Below are 17,923 nucleotides of genomic sequence, written 5' to 3' on the forward strand. Positions count from 1 at the left end.
GGTGGCTCGTCATCGTGCCGCCGTCGCCGCGCCCGGTGCGCCCACCCGCGCACCGGGCGCGGTGCCGACCCGCAAGGAGAGTCCCGCCGATGGCCCCTCGCGTCCCCGACCCCGCGGAGCTCGCCCGCGGTGTCCTGGCCGGCGACCGCACCCTGCTCGCCCGGGCGATCACCCTGGTCGAGTCCAGCAGGCCCGACCACCAGCGGGCCGCCCAGGAGCTGCTCCTGGAGCTGACCCCGAAGGCCGGGCACGCGGTGCGGGTCGGCATCTCCGGGGTACCCGGGGTCGGGAAGTCGACCTTCATCGAGGCGATGGGCTCCACGCTCACCTCTCGGGGCCACCGGGTGGCGGTCCTCGCCGTCGACCCGTCGTCCACCCGTACCCGCGGGTCCATCCTGGGTGACAAGACCCGGATGCCGCGCCTGGCCGTCGACCCGCACGCGTTCGTGCGGCCGTCGCCGTCGGCGGGGACGCTCGGCGGGGTCGCCCGCCGCACCCGGGAGACGATGGTCGTCATGGAGGCCGCCGGGTTCGACGTCGTCCTCGTCGAGACCGTCGGGGTCGGCCAGTCCGAGACCGCCGTCGCCGGGATGGTCGACACCTTCCTGTTCCTCACCATCGCCCGCACCGGCGACGCGCTGCAGGGGATCAAGAAGGGCATCCTGGAGCTCGCCGACGTCGTCGCCGTGAACAAGGCCGACGGCCCGCACGAGCGCGACGCCCGCGCCGCGGCCCGCGAGCTCGCCGGCGCGCTGCACATGATGACCCCCACCTCGGCGCACTGGCGCACCCCGGTGCTGTCCTGCTCCGCGCAGACCGGGAAGGGCCTGGACACCGTGTGGGAGAAGGTCACCGCCCACCGCGAGGCACTCGAGTCCGGCGGCGAGCTCGCGACCCGGCGCGCCGACCAGCAGGTCGAGTGGATGTGGCAGATGGTGCGCGACCGGCTCATGGACCGGGTGCTGCACGACCCGGCGACGGCCGAGCGGCTCCCGAAGCTCACCGCCGAGGTCCGCGACGGCGGGCTCACCCCCACCCTCGCCGCCCAGCAGATCCTCGACGTCCTGGGCTGAACCACCCGTTTCGGTCCCCGGGCGCACCCCGGGCGGTCGCTAACGTCGGCGACCGTGAACGACCGGATCATCCCCGGGGTGCTCGCGATCGGGCTCGGGTCGGCGCTGGTGCTCGCCGTGCTCGTCCCCGCCGTGGCGCTGACCTACCGCCGCCGCGGCCGCTTCGGGCCCGGCGAGCTGGCCGTCCTCGTCGCCGTCCCGGTGTACGGGCTGGCGGTCCTCGGCTACACGCTGCTCCCGCTGCCCCAGGTCGACGCGGCGTTCTGCGCGGGGCGGACCGCGGCGGACTCGCTGCAGACCCGGCCGTTCGCCTTCGTCGGCGACATCACCCGGATCGCCGCCCGCCAGGACGCGACCGGGGTGCGGGCCTGGCTCGCGAACGCCGCGGTGCAGCAGGTGGTGCTCAACGTGGCGCTGTTCGCGCCGCTGGGCTGGTTCCTGCGCGGGGTGTTCCGCCGCTCGCTGCCGGTCACCGTGGCCGCCGGGCTCGCGGTGTCCCTGCTCGTCGAGGCCACCCAGTACACCGGCAACTGGTTCCTGTTCCCGTGCGCCTACCGGCTCGCCGACGTCGACGACCTGATCGCCAACACCGCGGGCGCGTTGCTCGGCGGTCTCGCCGCGGCCCTGGTGCGGCCCCGCTCGTGGGACGCCGGCGCCGACCCCGACCGGCCCGCCCCGGTGACGGCCGGACGCCGGCTGCTCGGGGCCCTCTGCGACCTGGCGGCGGTCTGGGTGACCGGGTCCCTGCTCGGCTCGCTGCTGCTCGCCGGGACCGCGCTGACCGGGTACACCGGCGGGCCGCTGCCCGACTGGTTCGACACCGCGAACACCGTCCTCGGGTTCTGGCTGCCGCTGCTGATGTTCCTGGTGGTGCCGCTGGTGGGGCGCGGCGGCACCGTCGGCCAGCGGGCGGTGCGGCTGCGGCCCGCGCTGCCCGGCGGCGGCGTCCCCGGCCGCGGGCGCCGCCTCGCCCGGGTACTGCTCGGCACCGGAGGGTTCCTGCTGCTGTCCGGGCCGTCCGGCGCGCTCGGCGTGCTCGGGCTGCTGTGGGGGATCGCGGGCCTGGTCGGGCTCCGGCGCAGCACCGGCCACCGCGGGGTGGCCGGCTGGCTCACCGGGCTCACGATGGTCGACGCCCGGGAGCCCGCCCGCACCGCCCCGGCCGACCGTCCCGCTGTGCCCGGCCGTCCCGCAGTGCCCGACCGCTCCGCGGGCTGACGACTCAGGGCCGGGCGTCGGCCAGCTTCTCCGCCAGCGCCGACCGCAGGATCGCCTGCTCGGCGGCGAGCATCGTGAAGGTGCACCCCAGCCCCCGGAAGCGGCGCACGTGTGCGGGGGAGTCGCAGTAGATCCCCACCGGTACCCCGGCCCCCGCGCACACCGCGGCGATCCCGGAGACCAGCTCGGCGTGCCGGGACTCCGGGCCGCCGTCGCCCTGGGCGGCGAGCGGGAGCCCGTGCGCCAGCGCCAGGTCCGACGGCCCGACGAACACCGCCGCGACCCCGTCGACGGCCACGATGTCGGCCAGGTTCGCCACGGCCGCGACCGTCTCCACCATCACCACCGTGTGCGGCGGTGCGAACACGTCGCGGCCCTGCCACGAGGGGCGGACCGGCCCGAAGCTGCGGACCCCGTCCGGCGGGTAGCGGCACGCCGCGACCGCCGCAGCGGCCTGCTCGGCGGTGTCGACCAGCGGGACGATCACGCCGTCGGCGCCCCGGTCCAGGGCCCGCCCGATGCCCTCGGCGCCGTGGCCGGGGACCCGCACCAGCGACGGCGTGCCCGTCGCGGACAGGGCCTGCAGCATGCCCAGGACGGTGTCGTCGCCGATCAGGCCGTGCTGGGTGTCGACGCAGACCAGGTCGAACCCGACGGAGCCGGCGATCTCGGCGACGGCGGGGGAGGGCAGCTGGAGCCAGCCACCGACCGCGTCGCCGGTGAACAGTGGATCAGGGGTCATGCGACGACCGTGCCGCCCCGCCCGCCCGACACGCCAGTCGAGGCCGTCGTCCCGTCGTGTGCCGGGCGCCTGTCCGGCACACCACCGCCGTCGACGACGACATCTGGGTTCCTCGACGCGGGCCCGCAGGCCGCGCGCGTGGTGCTCGACGACCTGGCCTCCGCACTCGGGACGGGGTGAGCCCGCCGCGACGGGCGGGGCGGGGTGCCATCATCACCCCATGTCGTCGCCGTCCGCGCAGCCGGTGTCCCTGCCCGCCCGGCCGGTGGTCGGGGTCCTGCACCCCGGCGCGATGGGCGCCGCGCTCGGATCGGCGCTCAAGGCCCGCGCGGGCGCGGTGATCTGGGCCGACGCCGGGCGCTCGCACGCCACCGCCAAGCGCGCCGAGCTGGCCGACCTGCAGGCGGTGCCGACCGTCGCCGACCTCGCCGCCCGGGCCGACGTGATCGTGTCGATCTGCCCGCCGCACGCCGCGCGGGAGGTGGCGGGCCTGGTGGGCGCCGGGCTGGCCGGGCGCACCGACCGCCCGCTCTACGTCGAGGCCAACGCGGTGTCCCCGGACACCGTCCGCGGCATCGCGACACTGCTCGGCGACCGCGCGACCGTCTGCGACGGCGCCGTCATCGGCCCGCCCGCCTGGACGGTGGGCACCACGACGCTGTGGCTGTCCGGGCCCGGGGCGGACACCGCCGCCACCCTGTTCGAGCCGGGCCCGTTCGACGCCCGGGTGCTCGGCACCGCCGGGACCGACCTGGGCGCCGCGAGCGGGCTGAAGGCCTGCTTCGCGCTGCAGAGCAAGGCGGCACCCGTGCTGTGGCTGGCGCTCGAGGAGGCCGCCGCGGCGTTCGGCGTCACCGGGGCCCTGCACGCCGAGCTGGACCGGGCCGGGGTCGACCACGCCGCCGCGCTGGCCCGCGCCCGCGAGCGGATGGCGGGAAAGGCGTGGCGCTGGGCGGGGGAGATGGACGAGGCGGCCGACGCGTTCGCCGCCGCCGGGGTGCCCGACGGCTTCTCCCGCGCCGCCGCCGAGCTCTACCGGCGCGCCGCCGGGGCGGGCGGGTGAGCCGGGCCCGGCACCGCGACGGCGGCACCGGACCCGGCCGGTCTCACGCCGCGACGCTGCCGTGCGGGTCGATCACGAACTTGCGGGCCACGCCGCCGTCGAACTCCTGGTAGCCGCGCGGGGCGTCGTCCAGCGAGATCGTGGTCGCGTTGACCGCCTTCGCGATCTGCGCCCGGTCGGACAGGATCGCCTGCATCAGCTGCCGGTTGTACTTCTTCACCGGGCACTGGCCGGTGGTGAAGCTGTGCGACTTCGCCCAGCCCAGCCCGATCCGCACGCCGAGGGTGCCCTCCTTGGCCTTGTCGTCGGCGGCACCCGGGTCGCCGGTGACGTAGAGCCCCGGGATGCCGAGCGCGCCGCCGACCCGGGTCACCTCCATGACCGAGTTCAGCACGGTCGCGGGCGCCTCCCCGGCGTCGCGGCCGTGCCCGCGGGCCTCGAACCCGACGGCGTCGACGGCGGCGTCCACCTCGGGCTCGCCGAGCAGCTGCTCCAGCTGCTCGGCCAGGGTCCCGTCGCCGGACAGGTCGACGGTCTCGCAGCCGAAGCTGCGCGCCTGCGCAAGCCGCTCGGGGATCATGTCCCCGACGACGACCGCCGCCGCCCCCAGCAGCTGCGCGGCGTGCGCCGCGGCCAGCCCGACCGGCCCGGCGCCGGCCACGTAGACCGTCGATCCGGTGGTGACCCCGGCGGTCACCGCGCCGTGGTAGCCGGTCGGGAAGATGTCCGACAGCATCGTGAGGTCGAGGATCTTCTCCAACGCCTGGTCGCGGTCGGGGAAGCGCAGCAGGTTGAAGTCGGCGAAGGGCACCATCACGTACTCGGCCTGGCCGCCGATCCAGCCGCCCATGTCGACGTAGCCGTAGGCGGCGCCGGGACGGGCCGGGTTGACGTTCAGGCAGACGCCGGTCTTCCCCTCGTTGCACATCCGGCAACGCCCGCAGGCGATGTTGAACGGCACCGAGCAGATGTCGCCGACCTTCGCGAACAGCACGTCGTCGCCGACCTCGACGATCTCGCCGGTGATCTCGTGGCCGAGCGACTGCCCGACCGGTGCGGTGGTGCGGCCGCGGACCATGTGCTGGTCGGATCCGCAGATGTTGGTGGTGACGATCTTCAGGATCGCCGCGTGCGGAGCCTTCCGCTGGATGCCGAGCCCGTCGACGACGTCGGTGGGCAGCTCCAGCTTCGGGTAGTCGATCGACTCGACGGCGACCTCGCCGGGTCCCTTGTACACGACGACGCGGTTGTCGGGCATGGTGCGCTCCCCTCCTGCGTGGACGCGCGGACCGCGGTCGCGGCCGCGCGGCGGCGTCGCGGTCACCCGATCCCGCGCCCCCACGGGTCGGGCCGCGCCGCCCGCTGCCGACCCTCCCACCCCGTGCCGACATGCGCACGCGGCGATGCGAGACGCAGCGGTCCTGTGCCGAAGGTCGGGGCCGGACCGGTCGGGTCCGGGCGGGGGCGGCCGGGACGGGTGATACTGCGCCCATGGCCAGTGACGATCTTCTCGAGCCGCCTGTCCCGGTACTGACCGCGCCGTACCACACCCCCGAGCGCGAGGCGCTGCAGAAGCAGGCCCGTGAGTTCGCCGCGACCCGGGTGCTGCCCGTCGCCGACGAGCTGGACCCGCGCAAGGGCGAGATCCCGCGCGACCTGCTCGACGAGATGGGCGAGCTGGGCTACTTCGGCATCACCGTCGACCGTGAGCACGGCGGGCTGGGCCTCGGGGCGTTCGAGTACTGCATGGTCGCCGAGGAGCTGGCCCGGGCGTGGATGAGCGTCGGGTCGATCATCGCCCGCGCGCAGGGCGCCGGTACCGCCGTCACCGACCCGGAGCGCCGTGCGGAGCTGCTGCGCCGGTCGGCCCGCGGGCAGTGGATCGGCGCGATCGCGCTGTCCGAGCCCGACGCCGGGTCCGACCTGGCCGGGGTGGAGACCCGCGCGGTCCGCGACGGCGACGAGTTCGTGATCACCGGGCACAAGCGCTGGACCGGCAACGCCAAGGCCGCCGACTTCATCCAGGTGCTGGTGCGCACCGACGACCCTGCGCCGGGGGAGAAGCGCTCCGCGGGCCTGGCGACGGTCGTCGTGGAGAAGGAGCGCGACACCTTCCCCGCCGGGATCACCGGCCGCCCGATCGACAAGATCGGCTACCACGGCTTCGTCACCTGGGACCTGGAGTTCGACGGCGTGCGGGTGCCGGTCGGCAACCAGCTCGGCGCCGGCGGCGAGGGCTTCGCCGACGCCCAGTCGTGGCTGAACATCGCCCGGGTGCACACCGCCGCGCGGGCGGTCGGGCTCGCCAGGGCCGCCGTCGAGGACTGCGTGCGCTACCTGCAGCGACGCCACCAGTTCGAGCACCCGATCGGCGACTTCCAGGCCGTCCGGTTCACCCTCGCGACGATGGCCGCCCGGGTCGAGCAGGCCCGCGCCTTCTACCAGAACGTGGCGCACCGGCTCGACCTTGGCGAGCCCTGCGAGCGGGAGGCGGCGATGGTCAAGCTGCTGGCCACCGAGATGGCCGCCGAGGTCACCGCGGACGGCATCCAGCTGCACGGCGGCAACGGCTACACCACCGAGCACCAGGTGGAACGGCACTGGCGCGACGCCCGGCTGACCACGATCTTCGAGGGGACCAGCGAGATCCAGCGCAAGATCATCTCCGACCGGCTGCTGCCGCGCAGCCCGCTCGGCTGACGGCGGCGCCGCGGCGTCAGCGGAAGGCCGCCCGCACCGCGCCGAGGGCGTCGGACTCGTCGAGCCCGAGCCGCCGGGCCAGTTCGGCCAGCTCACCGGCCTTGCGCTCCAGCTCGGCGCGTCCGCCGGTGGCCCGCTCGGTGAGCACGGCCCCGCGGCCGCGCCGCAGGTCGACCAGGCCCTCGTCGCGCAGCTGCTGGTAGCCGCGCAGCACGGTGTGCAGATTGATCCCCAGTGCGCCCGCGACCTCGCGGGCCGGGGGCAGCCGGTCCCCGGCGGTGGCCCGGCCGTCGGCGACCGCCCGGCGGACCGAGGCCGCGACCTGGTCCCCGAGCGGCACCGGCGACGACGGGTCGACCCGGATCAGCACGACGGTGCGGCGCCGGCCGCGCCGTGCCCGGCGCGACGGTCGAGCTCGGCGTTGACCAGCCCGGCCGCGGTGGCGGCGTCGGGCACCGTGACCACGAACCGGCGGTCGTCGGTGAGGTCGAGCACCAGCGCCTCCCCGGCCCGCCGGGCGCGGTAGCCGAGCACGGACGGCGACCGGCGCAGGACGCCGTACTCGTTCCATCCGAAGCGCTCCGGGTCGAGCTGCTCCGACCGCGCGCCGCGGACCTCGGTGAGCGGTGCCTCCGCCAGCGGCCGTCCGAGCAGCGCCTGCCGGACGTGTACCCCGTCGCCGTCGACACGGACCCGGGCGACGGCGGTCAGTGCGGTCGAGACGACGGCGGCGGCGACGAGCACGACGACCAGCACCGCGCTGCCGCCGGCCGCCAGCTGGGCGACGGCCGCCAGGAGCAGCACCGCCGCGACGACCAGGGTGGGGCGGGACAGCACGGTGCGGGCCCACAGGTACCGCTCACCGGGCGCGAGCGGGGTGCGCACCGCTCCGGCCGGGGCGCTGCCGGTCGCCGACGGCCGCGGGGCGTCCGGCCCGGCCAGCAGGTGTCCGATGCCGTAGGCGGCGGCGACCGCCGTCAGGACGCCGGCGGTCCAGGCCCAGCCCGGGACCTGCGGAGCCAGCCGGGTGCCGGGCACCCACCACACGATGACGGCGAAGGCCCAGGCGGTGCCGACGGCGCGGCGCTCCACGTCGGGCCGCCCGGAGCGCAGCCGCAGCAGCGGCAGCCCGATCGCGAGCAGGCCCACGACGACCACCGCGAGGGTGGTCTGGAGCGTCCGGCCGGGCGGCTGGGTGGCCACCAGGGCGGCCAGGCCCGCGACGGTCAGTGCGGTGGCCGGTGCGGTGGCGAGGAGCCGGCGACGGCTCGTGCGCACGACGGGTGTGGTCATGGCGTCCCTCTCGTCGAGTGATCCGAACTTGTTCGCAATGTACTAGAACAATAGTGTCTGCGCATCCCCCGGGGACCGGCTAGCGTCACGGCCATGGCGCTCGACCCCGCGTTCCGGACCGTGCTCGACACCCTCGCCGGGGCGGGGGCCCTGCCGCTGGTCCGCGACGGCGACCCGGTCGCCACCCGGGCCCACTACCGGTCGCTCGCCCTGGCCCGACGCGGACCGGGGTTCGTGCCCGAGCAGGTCGGCCGGGTCGACGACGACACCGTCCCCGGCCCGGCGGGCCCGGTGCCGGTGCGCAGCTACGTCCCCGAGGGCGACGACGGCGCGGCCGTGGTGCTCTACCTGCACGGCGGCGGCTGGGTCGTCGGGGACCTGGAGACCCACGACCCGGTGTGCCGGCGGGTGGCGAATGCGACCGGCGCGGTCGTCGTCGCGGTGGACTACCGGCTCGCGCCCGAGCACCCGCACCCCGCGCCGCTCGACGACGCCTGGGCCGCGCTGCTCGCCGTCGCAGGCCGGTTCCCGGGCCGGCGGCTCGGGCTGGCGGGCGACAGCGCCGGGGCGAGCATGGTCGCCGGGCTGGCGCTGCGCTGTCGCGACCGCGGCGGCCCGCGCCCGGCCGCCCAGCTGTTGTTCTACCCGGCCCTCGCGCCGGAGGGGGCGACGCCGTCGCACCGGGAGAACGGCGAGGGCTACTTCCTCACCGCGGCGGACATGCGCTGGTTCTGGGACAGCCTGTTGTCCGGCCCCGCCCCGGCCGACCCCGAGGTCGCGCCGCTGGGGGCCGCTGCGCCCGCCGACCCGTCCGGGCTGGCGCCCGCGGTGGTCGCCACCGCCGAGTTCGACCCGCTGCGCGACGAGGGCCGCGACTGGGCCGCGGCGCTGCGCGCGGGCGGGGTGGAGGTCACCGAGGTCGACGGACCCGGTCTCATCCACGGCTACGTCGCGTTCCTCGGCGTCGTGCCCGCGGCCGAGCGGATCGCCGGGCAGGCGCTGGCCACGTTCACCACGCTGCTGCGTCGCTAGCCGGATCGGGTGAACCGCTGTGCTCGTGACCTGCACCGACGAGGTCACGTCACACGGATGTGACACGGGCGACACGGTGCGGTAGTGGTCCCGCGCCACCCTGTGGCTCCCCGGTCGCGCATCGTGACGACGACCGCACCGCGGGACGGAACGGACGACAGCGGCGCCCGCGGGTCGCCGCGGCCGCGAGGCGCGGAGGGTGGATGGCACGGTCGGAGATCGGACGCACCGGGGCCCGGTTCGGGGCGCCCCCGTCCCGGCACGCCCCCGACCCGGAGTACCCGCACGGCAGGCCGCCGGAGCCGGACCCGGAGCCCGCCGTCGTGGCGGAGGAGCCGGAGCCCGGGCCGGAGGACCTGGTCGGGGTGACCGGGGCCCGGTTCGGCGGGCACTCCGCGAAGCGCACCCGGCTGAGCCGCCGTGAGCGGGCGGCGCGCCGTGCGGCGGCCCGCGCGGAGACGGACGGGCTCCCGGCCGACGACACCACGGCGGGCGGCACCACGGCGGGCGGCACCACGGCGGGCGGCACCGCGACCGGTGACCCCGCGGCGGCCGGCACCGGTCGCGGCCCGGAGGGCGACACCGGCACGCCCGGGCCCGCCGACACCGCGCCGCTGCCCGTGGTCGCCGGCCGCCCCGCGCCGGGACCGGGGCGCCCGGCCGCGGCGGCGGGCCCCGTCTCCTCCCCGTCCGCGCCCCCGCACGCGACGTCCCCGCACCCGGTGCCCCAGCTCGCCGCGCCGCCGGACGCCGAGCCGATCCAGGTCCCGGCGTTCGCCACGGTCCGGCCCTACGTCATGACCGGCGGCCGTACCCGGGTCCGCGCCGAGCTGCGGCTGGAGACGCTGGTCTCGGTGCGGCCCGCCCCCGGCCCCGTCCCGCGCGCCGACTCGGTCGAGCGCGCCGCGGTGCTGCGGCTGTGCACCCGGCCCCGGTCGGTGTCGGAGGTCGCGGCGCTCGCCGCGGTGCCGCTGGGCGTCGCCCGGGTGCTCATCGACGACCTCGCCTCCGAGGGGCGCCTGGTGGTGCACGGTGTGTCCTCGGCGGAGGACGGGCCGAGCGTCGCGCTGATGGACCGGGTGCTGGCCGGGCTGCGCCGGCTCTGACCCGCGGGTGCCCTGCGGGGCCCGGCCGCCGGGGCCAGGATGGGGACATGACCGATCCCCGTCCCGTCCGCATCGGACTGCAGCTGCAGCCCCAGCACGCCGACTACGCCGACATCCGCCGCACCGTGGCCGCCGCCGAGGAGGCCGGCGTCGACGTCGTCTTCAACTGGGACCACTTCTTCCCGCTCTACGGCGAGCCCGACGGCAAGCACTTCGAGTGCTGGACCATGCTCGGCGCCTGGGCCGAGGCGACCTCCCGGGTGGAGATCGGCGCCCTGGTGACCTGCAACAGCTACCGCAACCCCGAGCTGCTCGCGGACATGGCCCGCACCGTCGACCACATCTCCGACGGCCGGCTGATCCTGGGTATCGGCTCCGGCTGGTTCCAGCGCGACTACGACGAGTACGGCTACGAGTTCGGCACCGCGGGCGGCCGGCTGAACGACCTGGCCGCGGCCCTGCCCCGCATCCGGAGCCGCTGGTCGGCGCTCAACCCGGCGCCGACCCGCGACATCCCGATCCTCATCGGCGGCGGGGGCGAGAAGAAGACCCTGCGCTACACCGCCGAGCACGCCGGCATCTGGCACGGCTTCGGCGACGTCGACACCGTCACCCGCAAGAGCGGCATCCTCGACGGGCACTGCCGCGACATCGGCCGCGACCCGGCCGAGATCGAGCGCTCGGTCGGCGTCGAGGGCGCCCCGGAGGACGACGGCGCCGCGCTGTACGACGCCGGGGTGCGCCTGTTCACCGTCGGCCAGGACGGCCAGGGCGGCTACGACCTGTCCCGGCTGAAGGACTGGATCGCCTGGCGCGACGAGCGCAACGGCTGAGCTCAGAGGGCACGCAGGAACGGGTCCCGGATGAGATCCGGGACCCGTTCCGCGACGACCGCGGGTGCGTAGTACCAGCCCTGCGCGTTGGCGCAGCCGTACTCGCGCAGCCGCGCCGCCTGCTCCCGGGTCTCCACCGCCTCGGCGGTGACCTCCAGGTCCAGCGCGGAGGCCAGCGAGATCAGCGTGCGCAGGATGACGTCGTCGCGCTCGGCGGTCCCGGCCAGGAAGTGCCCGGCCAGCTTGAGCCGGTGCACCGGTAGGTGCCGCAGGTAGGCGAGGTTGGAGTAGCCGGTCCCGAAGTCGTCGATGGCGATCTTCACGCCGAGCCGATCGAGCTCGCGCAGCGTGGCCAGCGGCCGGCCGGGGGAGCCCATCAGGTCGGACTCGGTCAGCTCGACCTGCAGCAGCTCCGGCGGCCAGTCGTGGCGCTCCAGCGTCGCCGCGACGTCGGCGACCAGGTCCGACTCGGTCACCTGCCGGGCGGCGACGTTCACACTGATCGTCAGCGGCCTGTCCGGGTACGCGTCGGCCCAGACCCGGCCCTGCCGGCACGCCTCGTCGAGGACCCGGCGGCCCAGCGGCACGACCAGCCCGGTCTCCTCGGCGAGCGGGATGAACCGGTCCGGGCCCAGCAGCTGCCCGTCGGGCCGCTGCCAGCGCACCAGCGCCTCGACCCCGATGGTCTGCTCGTCGGTCAGGCGCACCAGGGGCTGGTAGACGACCACGAAGTCGTCGCGGCGCAGCGCCTCGGGCATCTGCGAGGACAGCTCGAAGCGGGCGACGTCGTCGCGGTGCCGGTCGCGGTCGTAGAGCACGTAGCGTCCGCGGCCGGCCCGCTTGGCCGAGTACAGGGTGGTGTCGGCGGCGGCGATCAGCTCGTCGATGCCCAGCTCGCCGTCGTGGCGCACCACCCCGACGCTCGCCGAGATCACGATGTCGCGGCCGTCGACGCGCACCGGGCGGCGCACGGTCCCCAGCGCGCGGGTCGCGACCTCCTCCAGCTCGGCCCGGTCGGCGGTGCGCGGCACCAGCACGACGAACTCGTCGCCGCCCATCCGCGCGACGAGATGCCCGCCGGGCTCCAGCGCGCCCCGGAGCCGGTCGGCCAGCACCTGCAGGAGCCGGTCCCCGGACTGGTGGCCCAGGGTGTCGTTGACGACCTTGAACCCGTCCAGGTCCAGGTAGCAGATCCCCGGGCGGGCACCGGAGGAGCCCGCGTCGATCGCGGCGCCCAGGCGTTCGAAGAACAGCGACCGGTTCGGCAGCCCGGTCAGCGGGTCGTGCGACGCCTGGTGGGCCAGGTTCTCCTGCATCAGCAACTGGTCGGTCACGTCGGACACCACCGCGACGAGCAGCTGCTCGTCACCACCGACCGGGCCGAGCAGGGTGACCACGGCGTCGATCCACACGTCGCTGTCGTCGGCGCGCCGGACCGGGCGGACCACCCGGAGCCGGTCCAGGGAGCCGTCGAGCAGCCGTGGCCGCTCGGCCCACACCTCCGGCGCCGACTCCGGGTGCACGAAGTCGGTGACCCGCATCCTCAGCAGCTGGGCGGGCGTGTACCCGGTCATGACGGCGGCCGCCTCGTTCACCTCGACGAGCCGCCCGTCCGGCTCGAAGATCACGATCCCGACGGCCGCGGAGTCGACGACGGTCCGCAGCCGCAGGTCCGAGCGGCGGCGGGCCTCCTCGGCGACGCGGCGGGCCTCCAGCGCGGCCCGGGTGACCTGCTCGTGCTCGGCGAGGACCAGGCTGCGGGTCGCCTCGGTGAACCCGCGGGCGAACGCCGCCAGCACGGCCGCGATCCGCCGGACCCGGGCGGCGGTGTCCGCGGCCGGCTCCAGGTGCGCCCCGAGCAGCTCCATCCCGATCTCCAGGCAGCCCGGCTGGTGGATCCGCGCCCGCACCAGGTCCCCGCCGGCTGCCGCCGGGAGGGCCGGGTCGTACCGCTCCGCCAGCGCGGCCTCCCGCAGCTGCGTGGTCACCCGGTCGAGGACCGGGCGGAGCTCGGTGGCCGGCAGCACCGAGTGCCGGGCCAGCTCCGAGGCCCAGGGAGCGGCGAGGTCGGCGGGGTCGGGCAGCGCTGCGGGGACGAGCGCCCGTCCGTGGTCGGCGCGAGCAGCGGCGACGTCGGCCTGCTGCATCCACCGCCCCCGTTCGCTCCGGTGGGAGGGACATCCCTCATGATCGGTGGACACCGTAACCGATCCGACCCGCCCGGTGGGGCCGACCGGGTTACCTCTACGCCCCGCGACGGACCGATCGGGTCAGTCCGGCGACCCGTCGGTCACCTCCGTCACCCACACGACGGCCTCACCGGCCTCGTCGGAGGCGGCGAGGTCCACCTCGGCGGTGATCGCCCAGTCCCGGTCGCCTGCCGGGTCGTCGAGGACCTGGCGCACCAGCCAGCGGTCGGTCTCCTCGGTGAGGTCGAACAGCTCGGGCCCGCGCGCGTCCGGCCCGAAGCCGATCCGGTCGTGGATCGCGAAGTAGGGGGCCAGGGCGTCCCGCCAGCGGTCGGCGGTCCAGCCGGCGTCGGCGTCGAGATCGCCCAGCTCGGCGTAGCGGCCCATCGCCGCGAGCTCCACCCGGCGGAACAGCGCGTTGCGCACCATGACCCGGAACGCGCGGGCGTTGCCGGTGACCCCGGTCGGCGTGGCGACGGCGACCTCGGCCCCCGGCGGCAGCACCTCCCCGTCGGCACCCGCCCCGGCGGCGAGCTTCTCCCACTCGTCGAGCAGCGAGGAGTCGGTCTGGCGGACCAGCTCGCCCAGCCACTCCACGAGGTCGGTGAGCTCCTCGGTGCGGGCGTGCTCGGGCACGGTCTGGCGCAGCGCCCGGTAGGCGTCGGCCAGGTAGCGCAGCACCAGGCCCTCGGAGCGGGCGAGCTGGTAGTGCGAGACGTACTCGGTGAACGTCATCGCCCGCTCGCTCATGTCCCGGACCACCGACTTCGGCGACAGGACGGCGTCGGCGACCCACGGTGCGCCGCGGCGGTAGGTCTCCAGCGCGGCGTGCAGCATCTCGTCGAGGGGCTTGGGGTGGGTGACCTCCTCCAGGCGGGCCATCCGCTCCTCGTACTCGATGCCGTCGGCCTTCATCGCCGCGATCGCCTCGCCGCGGGCCTTGTTCTGCTGGGCGGCGAGGATCTGGCGGGGGTCGTCGAGGGTCGACTCGATCACCGAGAGCACGTCGAGTGCGTAGGTCGGCGACTCCCGGTCGAGGAGCTCGAACACCGCGAGCGCGAACGGCGACAGCGGCTGGTTGAGCGCGAAGTCCAGCTGCAGCTCGTCGACCACCCGCGCCCGTGGACGGGTCGCACCGTCCACGGTGTACTGCTCCACGACGCCGGAGGTGCGCAGCGCCCGGTAGATCGCGATCGCCCGCAGCATGTGCTTCAGCTGCCGCTTGCGGGGCTCGTGGTTGTCGATGAGCAGGTGCTCCATCGCGGCGTAGGTGTCCCCGCCGCGCGAGACCACGTTGAGCAGCATCGCGTGGGTGACCTCGAAGTGGCTGGTCAGCGGCTCCGGACGCGCCTGCTGCAGCTTCTCGAACGAGGTCTCCGACCAGCCGACGAACCCCTCGGGCGGCTGCTTGCGCGCCACCTTGCGGCGCTTCTTCGGGTCGTCGCCCGCCTTGGCCAGTGCCTTGGCGTTCTCGATGTCGTGCTCGGGGGCCTGCGCGACGACGGTGCCGACGGTGTCGTACCCGGCCCGCCCGGCGCGGCCGGCGATCTGGTGGAACTCGCGGGCCTTGAGCGGGCGCACGCGGCGCCCGTCGTACTTGGACAGGGCGGTGAACAGCACCGTGCGGATCGGCACGTTGATGCCGACGCCGAGGGTGTCGGTACCGCAGATGACCTTGAGCAGGCCGGCCTGGGCGAGGGTCTCCACCAGCCGGCGGTAGCGGGGGAGCATGCCGGCGTGGTGCACGCCGATCCCGTGGCGCACGAGGCGGGACAGGGTGCGGCCGAAGCCGGAGGTGAACCGGAACGCCCCGATCGTCTCGGCGATCGCGGCCTTGTCCTCCTTGGAGGTGACGTTGACGCTCATCAGCGCCTGCGCCCGTTCGACGGCGGCCTGCTGGGTGAAGTGCACGACGTAGACCGGCGCCTCACGCGTCGACAGCAGCTCGGTGATCGTCTCGTGCAGCGGCTCGACGACGTAGCGGAAGTGCAGCGGCACCGGCCGCTCCACGGAGGTGATCTCCGCGGTCTCCCGCCCGGTGCGCCGGGTCAGGTCCTCCGCGAAGAACGACGTGTCGCCCAGCGTGGCGCTCATCAGCAGGAACTGTGCCTGCGGCAGTTCGACGATCGGCACCTGCCAGGCCCAGCCGCGCGACGGGTCGGCGTAGAAGTGGAACTCGTCCATGATCACCGAGCCGACGTCGGTCCCGGGGCCCTCGCGCAGGGCGAGGTTCGCCAGGATCTCCGCGGTGCAGCAGATGATCGGCGCCTTCTCGTTCACCGCGGCGTCGCCGGTGAGCATGCCGACCTTGTCCGCGCCGAACACCTCGCACAGCGCGAAGAACTTCTCGCTGACCAGCGCCTTGATCGGCGCGGTGTAGAAGCTGCGCTCACCGCGGGCCAGCGCCGCGGCGTGCGCGCCGATCGCGACCAGCGACTTCCCCGAGCCCGTCGGCGTCGAGAGGATCACGTTGGCGCCGGTGACCAGCTCCAGCAGCGCCTCCTCCTGCGCCGGGTACAGCGACAGACCGCGCTCGTCGAACGCCCACTCGGCGAAGGTGTCCACCAGCGCGGCGGGATCCGGGGGGTTCGCGGGGTCGGAGGAGCGCGGCAGCCGGTCGGTGAGCGTCATGATGGGACCGATCGTCGCAGACACCCCCGACACCGGGCGCCGCAGCGCCGAGGTGGCGGCCGCACTCGCCCGTGCGGGGGATAGCGTGGATGCCGTGGTGGGGGTCGGTGCGACGCACGGCGCCGGGCAGGCGCGCGCCGGCGCGGGTCCTGCTGCGCCCATGCCCGACCTCGTCCCGCCGATGCTGCCCGCCGCGGGGGAGCTGACCGACGCGGGCGACCCGGACCGCTGGGCGGTCGAGTTCGCCTGGGAGGGCCACCGCTGTGTGGCCTACGCCCGGCCCGGCCGCGTCCGGCTGCTGTCCTCCACCGCACGCAGCGTGACCGGGTCCTTCCCCGAGCTCGCCGTGCTCGGCGACCAGGCCCCGCCGGGCGGCATGGTGCTCGACGGCACCGTGGTCGCCCTCGACGAGGCGGGCCGCCCGTCGCGCGCCCCGCTGCTGCGCCGCACCGCGACGGTGTCCCCGGACGCGGCCCTGCGGACCGAGGTGCCGGTCGGCTACGTGGTCACCGACCTGCTGTTCTGCGACGGCCGCCGCACCCTCGAGCTGCCCTACCGGCGGCGCCGCGCGGAGCTGGAGGCGCTCGACCTGGCCGGGCCGAAGATCCTGGTCCCGCCCTCGTTCGGGCTCGACGAGGCCGACCTCGTGGTCCGGACCGCGGAGCGCTACGGCCTCGACGGGCTGCACCTCAAGCGGCTCGACCTGCCCTACCAGCCCGGGCGGCGCACCCGGAACTGGCTGCGGGTGCCGCTGCGCCGCCACCGGCAGGTGCTCGTCGCGGGCTGGGTGCCCGCCGGGGGCCCCGGCGGGGGCCGGGAGCGGATCGGTGCCGTGCTGCTGGCGCTGCCCGAGCCCGACGGGCTCCGCTACGTGGGCCGCGTCGGGATCGGCGCCGCCGACGTCGACGCCCGCACCGTCCTGCGCGTCCCCGCCACCGGGAGCCCGCCGCTCGGGGTGCCCGACGGGATCGGTGTCGACGCCCGCTGGCTGGCCCCCGGCCTGGTCGCGGCGGTCGAGCACCGGGGCCGTACGGCCGCCGGACGGCTCACCCTGCCGTCCTGGCGCGGTCTGGTGGCGCCCGCCGAGCACGACGACGACCTGGCCGGCGCGATCGACGCGGCACGCCGGGCGGCGTCGGCGGCCCGCCCGACCGTCGCGCTGCGCCGCCCGGGCCGCGGGACCGGGCAGGCACCCGGGCACGGCCTGGAGACCGTCGTCCTGCCCCGCGCCGGTGCCGCGGCCGCACCGGGCACCCGGCCCGCGTCCGAGGACGGGGACGCCGCGGCAGGCACCCGAGCCCCGGGCCCCGCCGGCCGCGCCGGCACCGCGGACCCCGACCGGCCCGCCGGTGACACGCCACCGGACGAGGGCCGCCCGGCCCGGCCCGGCGCGCATCGCGCCCCGGCCCCCGACGAGACCGTCCGCATCCGGGTCCGCGACGCCGTCCCGCCCGTCCCCGTGGACCCCGCGCCGCCGGCCGCCGCCCCGGACGGCCCCTGGCACGGGCCGCTGTCGCGGCGGCTGGAGCAGCACTTCGTCTACAACACCCTCAACACCATCGCCTCGCTGGTGCGCACCGACCCGCCACGGGCCCGGGAACTGCTGCTCGGCTTCGCCGACCTGTCCCGGGCCGCGGACCGGGCCGGGGAGCCCTCGATCCGGCTCGACGAGGAGCTCGCCGCCGTGCGGGCGTACCTGCAGATCGAACGGACCCGGTTCGGCGCCCGGCTGACCACCGAGCTCGACGACCCGTCCGGGGCCGGTGTCGACCCGTCGTCGGCGGTGCCGCCGCTGTCGGTGCTCGCCGCGGTCCGCCGCGGGGTGCAGGAGGAGATCGAGCCGCACAGCGCGGGCGGCGCGGTCCACGTGCGGCTGGACCCGGACGCCCCCGGCGGGCCCGCGGCCCGGGTGGAGGTCCATCCGGCGGACCCGGCGGAGCGGTCCGCCCGCGTCCCGCTCGTCCTGTTGGTCCTGCCGCTGGGCGTGCCCGTCGTGTGACACCCGTCGGCGGGGGAGTGGCGTGCACCGCCCGGGGCGACGGA

14 protein-coding genes are annotated in these 17,923 nt (G+C 76.0%); 8 read left to right on the forward strand and 6 right to left on the reverse strand.

The window, feature by feature from the left end; translation table 11 throughout:
- The first annotated feature begins 89 nt into the window (after positions 1-89).
- Positions 90-1,073: a methylmalonyl Co-A mutase-associated GTPase MeaB gene (gene meaB, locus MTO91_RS13545; protein WP_346106699.1), complete on the forward strand. Its 984-nt coding sequence runs from the start codon at positions 90-92 to the stop codon at positions 1,071-1,073.
- A 54-nt stretch (positions 1,074-1,127) separates the two neighbouring features.
- Positions 1,128-2,291: a VanZ family protein gene (locus MTO91_RS13550; protein ID WP_476651393.1), complete on the forward strand. Its 1,164-nt coding sequence runs from the start codon at positions 1,128-1,130 to the stop codon at positions 2,289-2,291.
- A gap of 4 nt (positions 2,292-2,295) precedes the next feature.
- Here MTO91_RS13550 and MTO91_RS13555 read toward each other — a convergent pair whose 3' ends face one another.
- A complete protein-coding gene (locus MTO91_RS13555; RefSeq protein ID WP_476651394.1) occupies positions 2,296-3,033 on the reverse strand; it encodes an HpcH/HpaI aldolase family protein in 738 nt (245 codons plus the stop codon).
- 220 nt (positions 3,034-3,253) lie between these two features.
- Here MTO91_RS13555 and MTO91_RS13560 point away from each other — a divergent pair, with 220 nt between their 5' ends.
- Positions 3,254-4,096 (forward strand): DUF1932 domain-containing protein, encoded by an 843-nt coding sequence (locus MTO91_RS13560; RefSeq protein WP_476651395.1) that lies wholly within the window; start codon positions 3,254-3,256, stop codon positions 4,094-4,096.
- A gap of 43 nt (positions 4,097-4,139) precedes the next feature.
- Here MTO91_RS13560 and fdhA read toward each other — a convergent pair whose 3' ends face one another.
- Positions 4,140-5,354, reverse strand: coding sequence for a formaldehyde dehydrogenase, glutathione-independent (gene fdhA / locus MTO91_RS13565; protein ID WP_073574916.1), 1,215 nt, complete (start codon positions 5,352-5,354; stop codon positions 4,140-4,142).
- A 233-nt stretch (positions 5,355-5,587) separates the two neighbouring features.
- Between fdhA and MTO91_RS13570 the strand changes: the two genes are divergently transcribed.
- On the forward strand, positions 5,588-6,796 hold the full coding sequence (locus MTO91_RS13570) for an acyl-CoA dehydrogenase family protein (RefSeq protein ID WP_073574915.1): 1,209 nt from the start codon (positions 5,588-5,590) through the stop codon (positions 6,794-6,796).
- A 16-nt stretch (positions 6,797-6,812) separates the two neighbouring features.
- Here the strand turns inward: MTO91_RS13570 and MTO91_RS13575 are convergent, their stop codons facing one another.
- Positions 6,813-7,166, reverse strand: coding sequence for a GntR family transcriptional regulator (locus MTO91_RS13575; protein WP_251782654.1), 354 nt, complete (start codon positions 7,164-7,166; stop codon positions 6,813-6,815).
- On the reverse strand, positions 7,160-8,089 hold the full coding sequence (locus tag MTO91_RS13580) for a hypothetical protein (RefSeq protein ID WP_476651397.1): 930 nt from the start codon (positions 8,087-8,089) through the stop codon (positions 7,160-7,162). Before MTO91_RS13580 ends, MTO91_RS13575 begins: the two co-directional genes overlap by 7 nt.
- 93 nt (positions 8,090-8,182) lie before the next feature.
- Between MTO91_RS13580 and MTO91_RS13585 the strand changes: the two genes are divergently transcribed.
- The 3 genes from MTO91_RS13585 (at position 8,183) to MTO91_RS13595 (ending at position 11,060) form a co-directional block, all read left to right on the forward strand.
- On the forward strand, positions 8,183-9,121 hold the full coding sequence (locus tag MTO91_RS13585) for an alpha/beta hydrolase (protein WP_179759882.1): 939 nt from the start codon (positions 8,183-8,185) through the stop codon (positions 9,119-9,121).
- Positions 9,122-9,324: 203 nt separating this feature from the next.
- The gene (locus tag MTO91_RS13590; protein ID WP_476651398.1) at positions 9,325-10,227 is read left to right on the forward strand and encodes a DUF742 domain-containing protein; all 903 of its coding nucleotides are present in this window, start codon (positions 9,325-9,327) and stop codon (positions 10,225-10,227) included.
- Between the two features lie 47 nt (positions 10,228-10,274).
- Positions 10,275-11,060 carry an LLM class F420-dependent oxidoreductase gene (locus MTO91_RS13595; RefSeq protein ID WP_208820301.1) on the forward strand — a complete coding sequence of 262 codons (786 nt, stop codon included), beginning with the start codon at positions 10,275-10,277 and terminating at the stop codon, positions 11,058-11,060.
- A 2-nt stretch (positions 11,061-11,062) separates the two neighbouring features.
- On the opposite strand, the gene MTO91_RS13600 is transcribed toward MTO91_RS13595, so the two are convergent.
- Together MTO91_RS13600 and MTO91_RS13605 are read right to left on the reverse strand one after the other, a co-directional pair.
- Positions 11,063-13,207, reverse strand: coding sequence for a putative bifunctional diguanylate cyclase/phosphodiesterase (locus tag MTO91_RS13600; protein ID WP_476651400.1), 2,145 nt, complete (start codon positions 13,205-13,207; stop codon positions 11,063-11,065).
- Positions 13,208-13,330: 123 nt separating this feature from the next.
- Positions 13,331-15,880 (reverse strand): DEAD/DEAH box helicase, encoded by a 2,550-nt coding sequence (locus MTO91_RS13605; protein WP_476651401.1) that lies wholly within the window; start codon positions 15,878-15,880, stop codon positions 13,331-13,333.
- A 160-nt stretch (positions 15,881-16,040) separates the two neighbouring features.
- Here MTO91_RS13605 and MTO91_RS13610 point away from each other — a divergent pair, with 160 nt between their 5' ends.
- The gene (locus MTO91_RS13610) at positions 16,041-17,879 is read left to right on the forward strand and encodes a histidine kinase (protein ID WP_476651403.1); all 1,839 of its coding nucleotides are present in this window, start codon (positions 16,041-16,043) and stop codon (positions 17,877-17,879) included.
- Positions 17,880-17,923 lie beyond the last annotated feature (44 nt).

The sequence above is a fragment of the Pseudonocardia sp. 2-7 genome, assembly GCF_056341085.1.

What these genes read in the sequence shown, in the direction of transcription:
- meaB (WP_346106699.1), top strand. Translation starts at nt 90, where the DNA reads ATGGCCCCTCGCGTCCCCGACCCCGCGGAGCTCGCCCGCGGTGTCCTG.
- MTO91_RS13555 (WP_476651394.1), bottom strand. Translation starts at nt 3,033, where the DNA reads ATGACCCCTGATCCACTGTTCACCGGCGACGCGGTCGGTGGCTGGCTC.
- MTO91_RS13560 (WP_476651395.1), top strand. Translation starts at nt 3,254, where the DNA reads ATGTCGTCGCCGTCCGCGCAGCCGGTGTCCCTGCCCGCCCGGCCGGTG.
- fdhA (WP_073574916.1), bottom strand. Translation starts at nt 5,354, where the DNA reads ATGCCCGACAACCGCGTCGTCGTGTACAAGGGACCCGGCGAGGTCGCC.
- MTO91_RS13570 (WP_073574915.1), top strand. Translation starts at nt 5,588, where the DNA reads ATGGCCAGTGACGATCTTCTCGAGCCGCCTGTCCCGGTACTGACCGCG.
- MTO91_RS13580 (WP_476651397.1), bottom strand. Translation starts at nt 8,089, where the DNA reads ATGACCACACCCGTCGTGCGCACGAGCCGTCGCCGGCTCCTCGCCACC.
- MTO91_RS13585 (WP_179759882.1), top strand. Translation starts at nt 8,183, where the DNA reads ATGGCGCTCGACCCCGCGTTCCGGACCGTGCTCGACACCCTCGCCGGG.
- MTO91_RS13590 (WP_476651398.1), top strand. Translation starts at nt 9,325, where the DNA reads ATGGCACGGTCGGAGATCGGACGCACCGGGGCCCGGTTCGGGGCGCCC.
- MTO91_RS13595 (WP_208820301.1), top strand. Translation starts at nt 10,275, where the DNA reads ATGACCGATCCCCGTCCCGTCCGCATCGGACTGCAGCTGCAGCCCCAG.
- MTO91_RS13600 (WP_476651400.1), bottom strand. Translation starts at nt 13,207, where the DNA reads ATGCAGCAGGCCGACGTCGCCGCTGCTCGCGCCGACCACGGACGGGCG.
- MTO91_RS13605 (WP_476651401.1), bottom strand. Translation starts at nt 15,880, where the DNA reads ATGACGCTCACCGACCGGCTGCCGCGCTCCTCCGACCCCGCGAACCCC.
- MTO91_RS13610 (WP_476651403.1), top strand. Translation starts at nt 16,041, where the DNA reads ATGCCCGACCTCGTCCCGCCGATGCTGCCCGCCGCGGGGGAGCTGACC.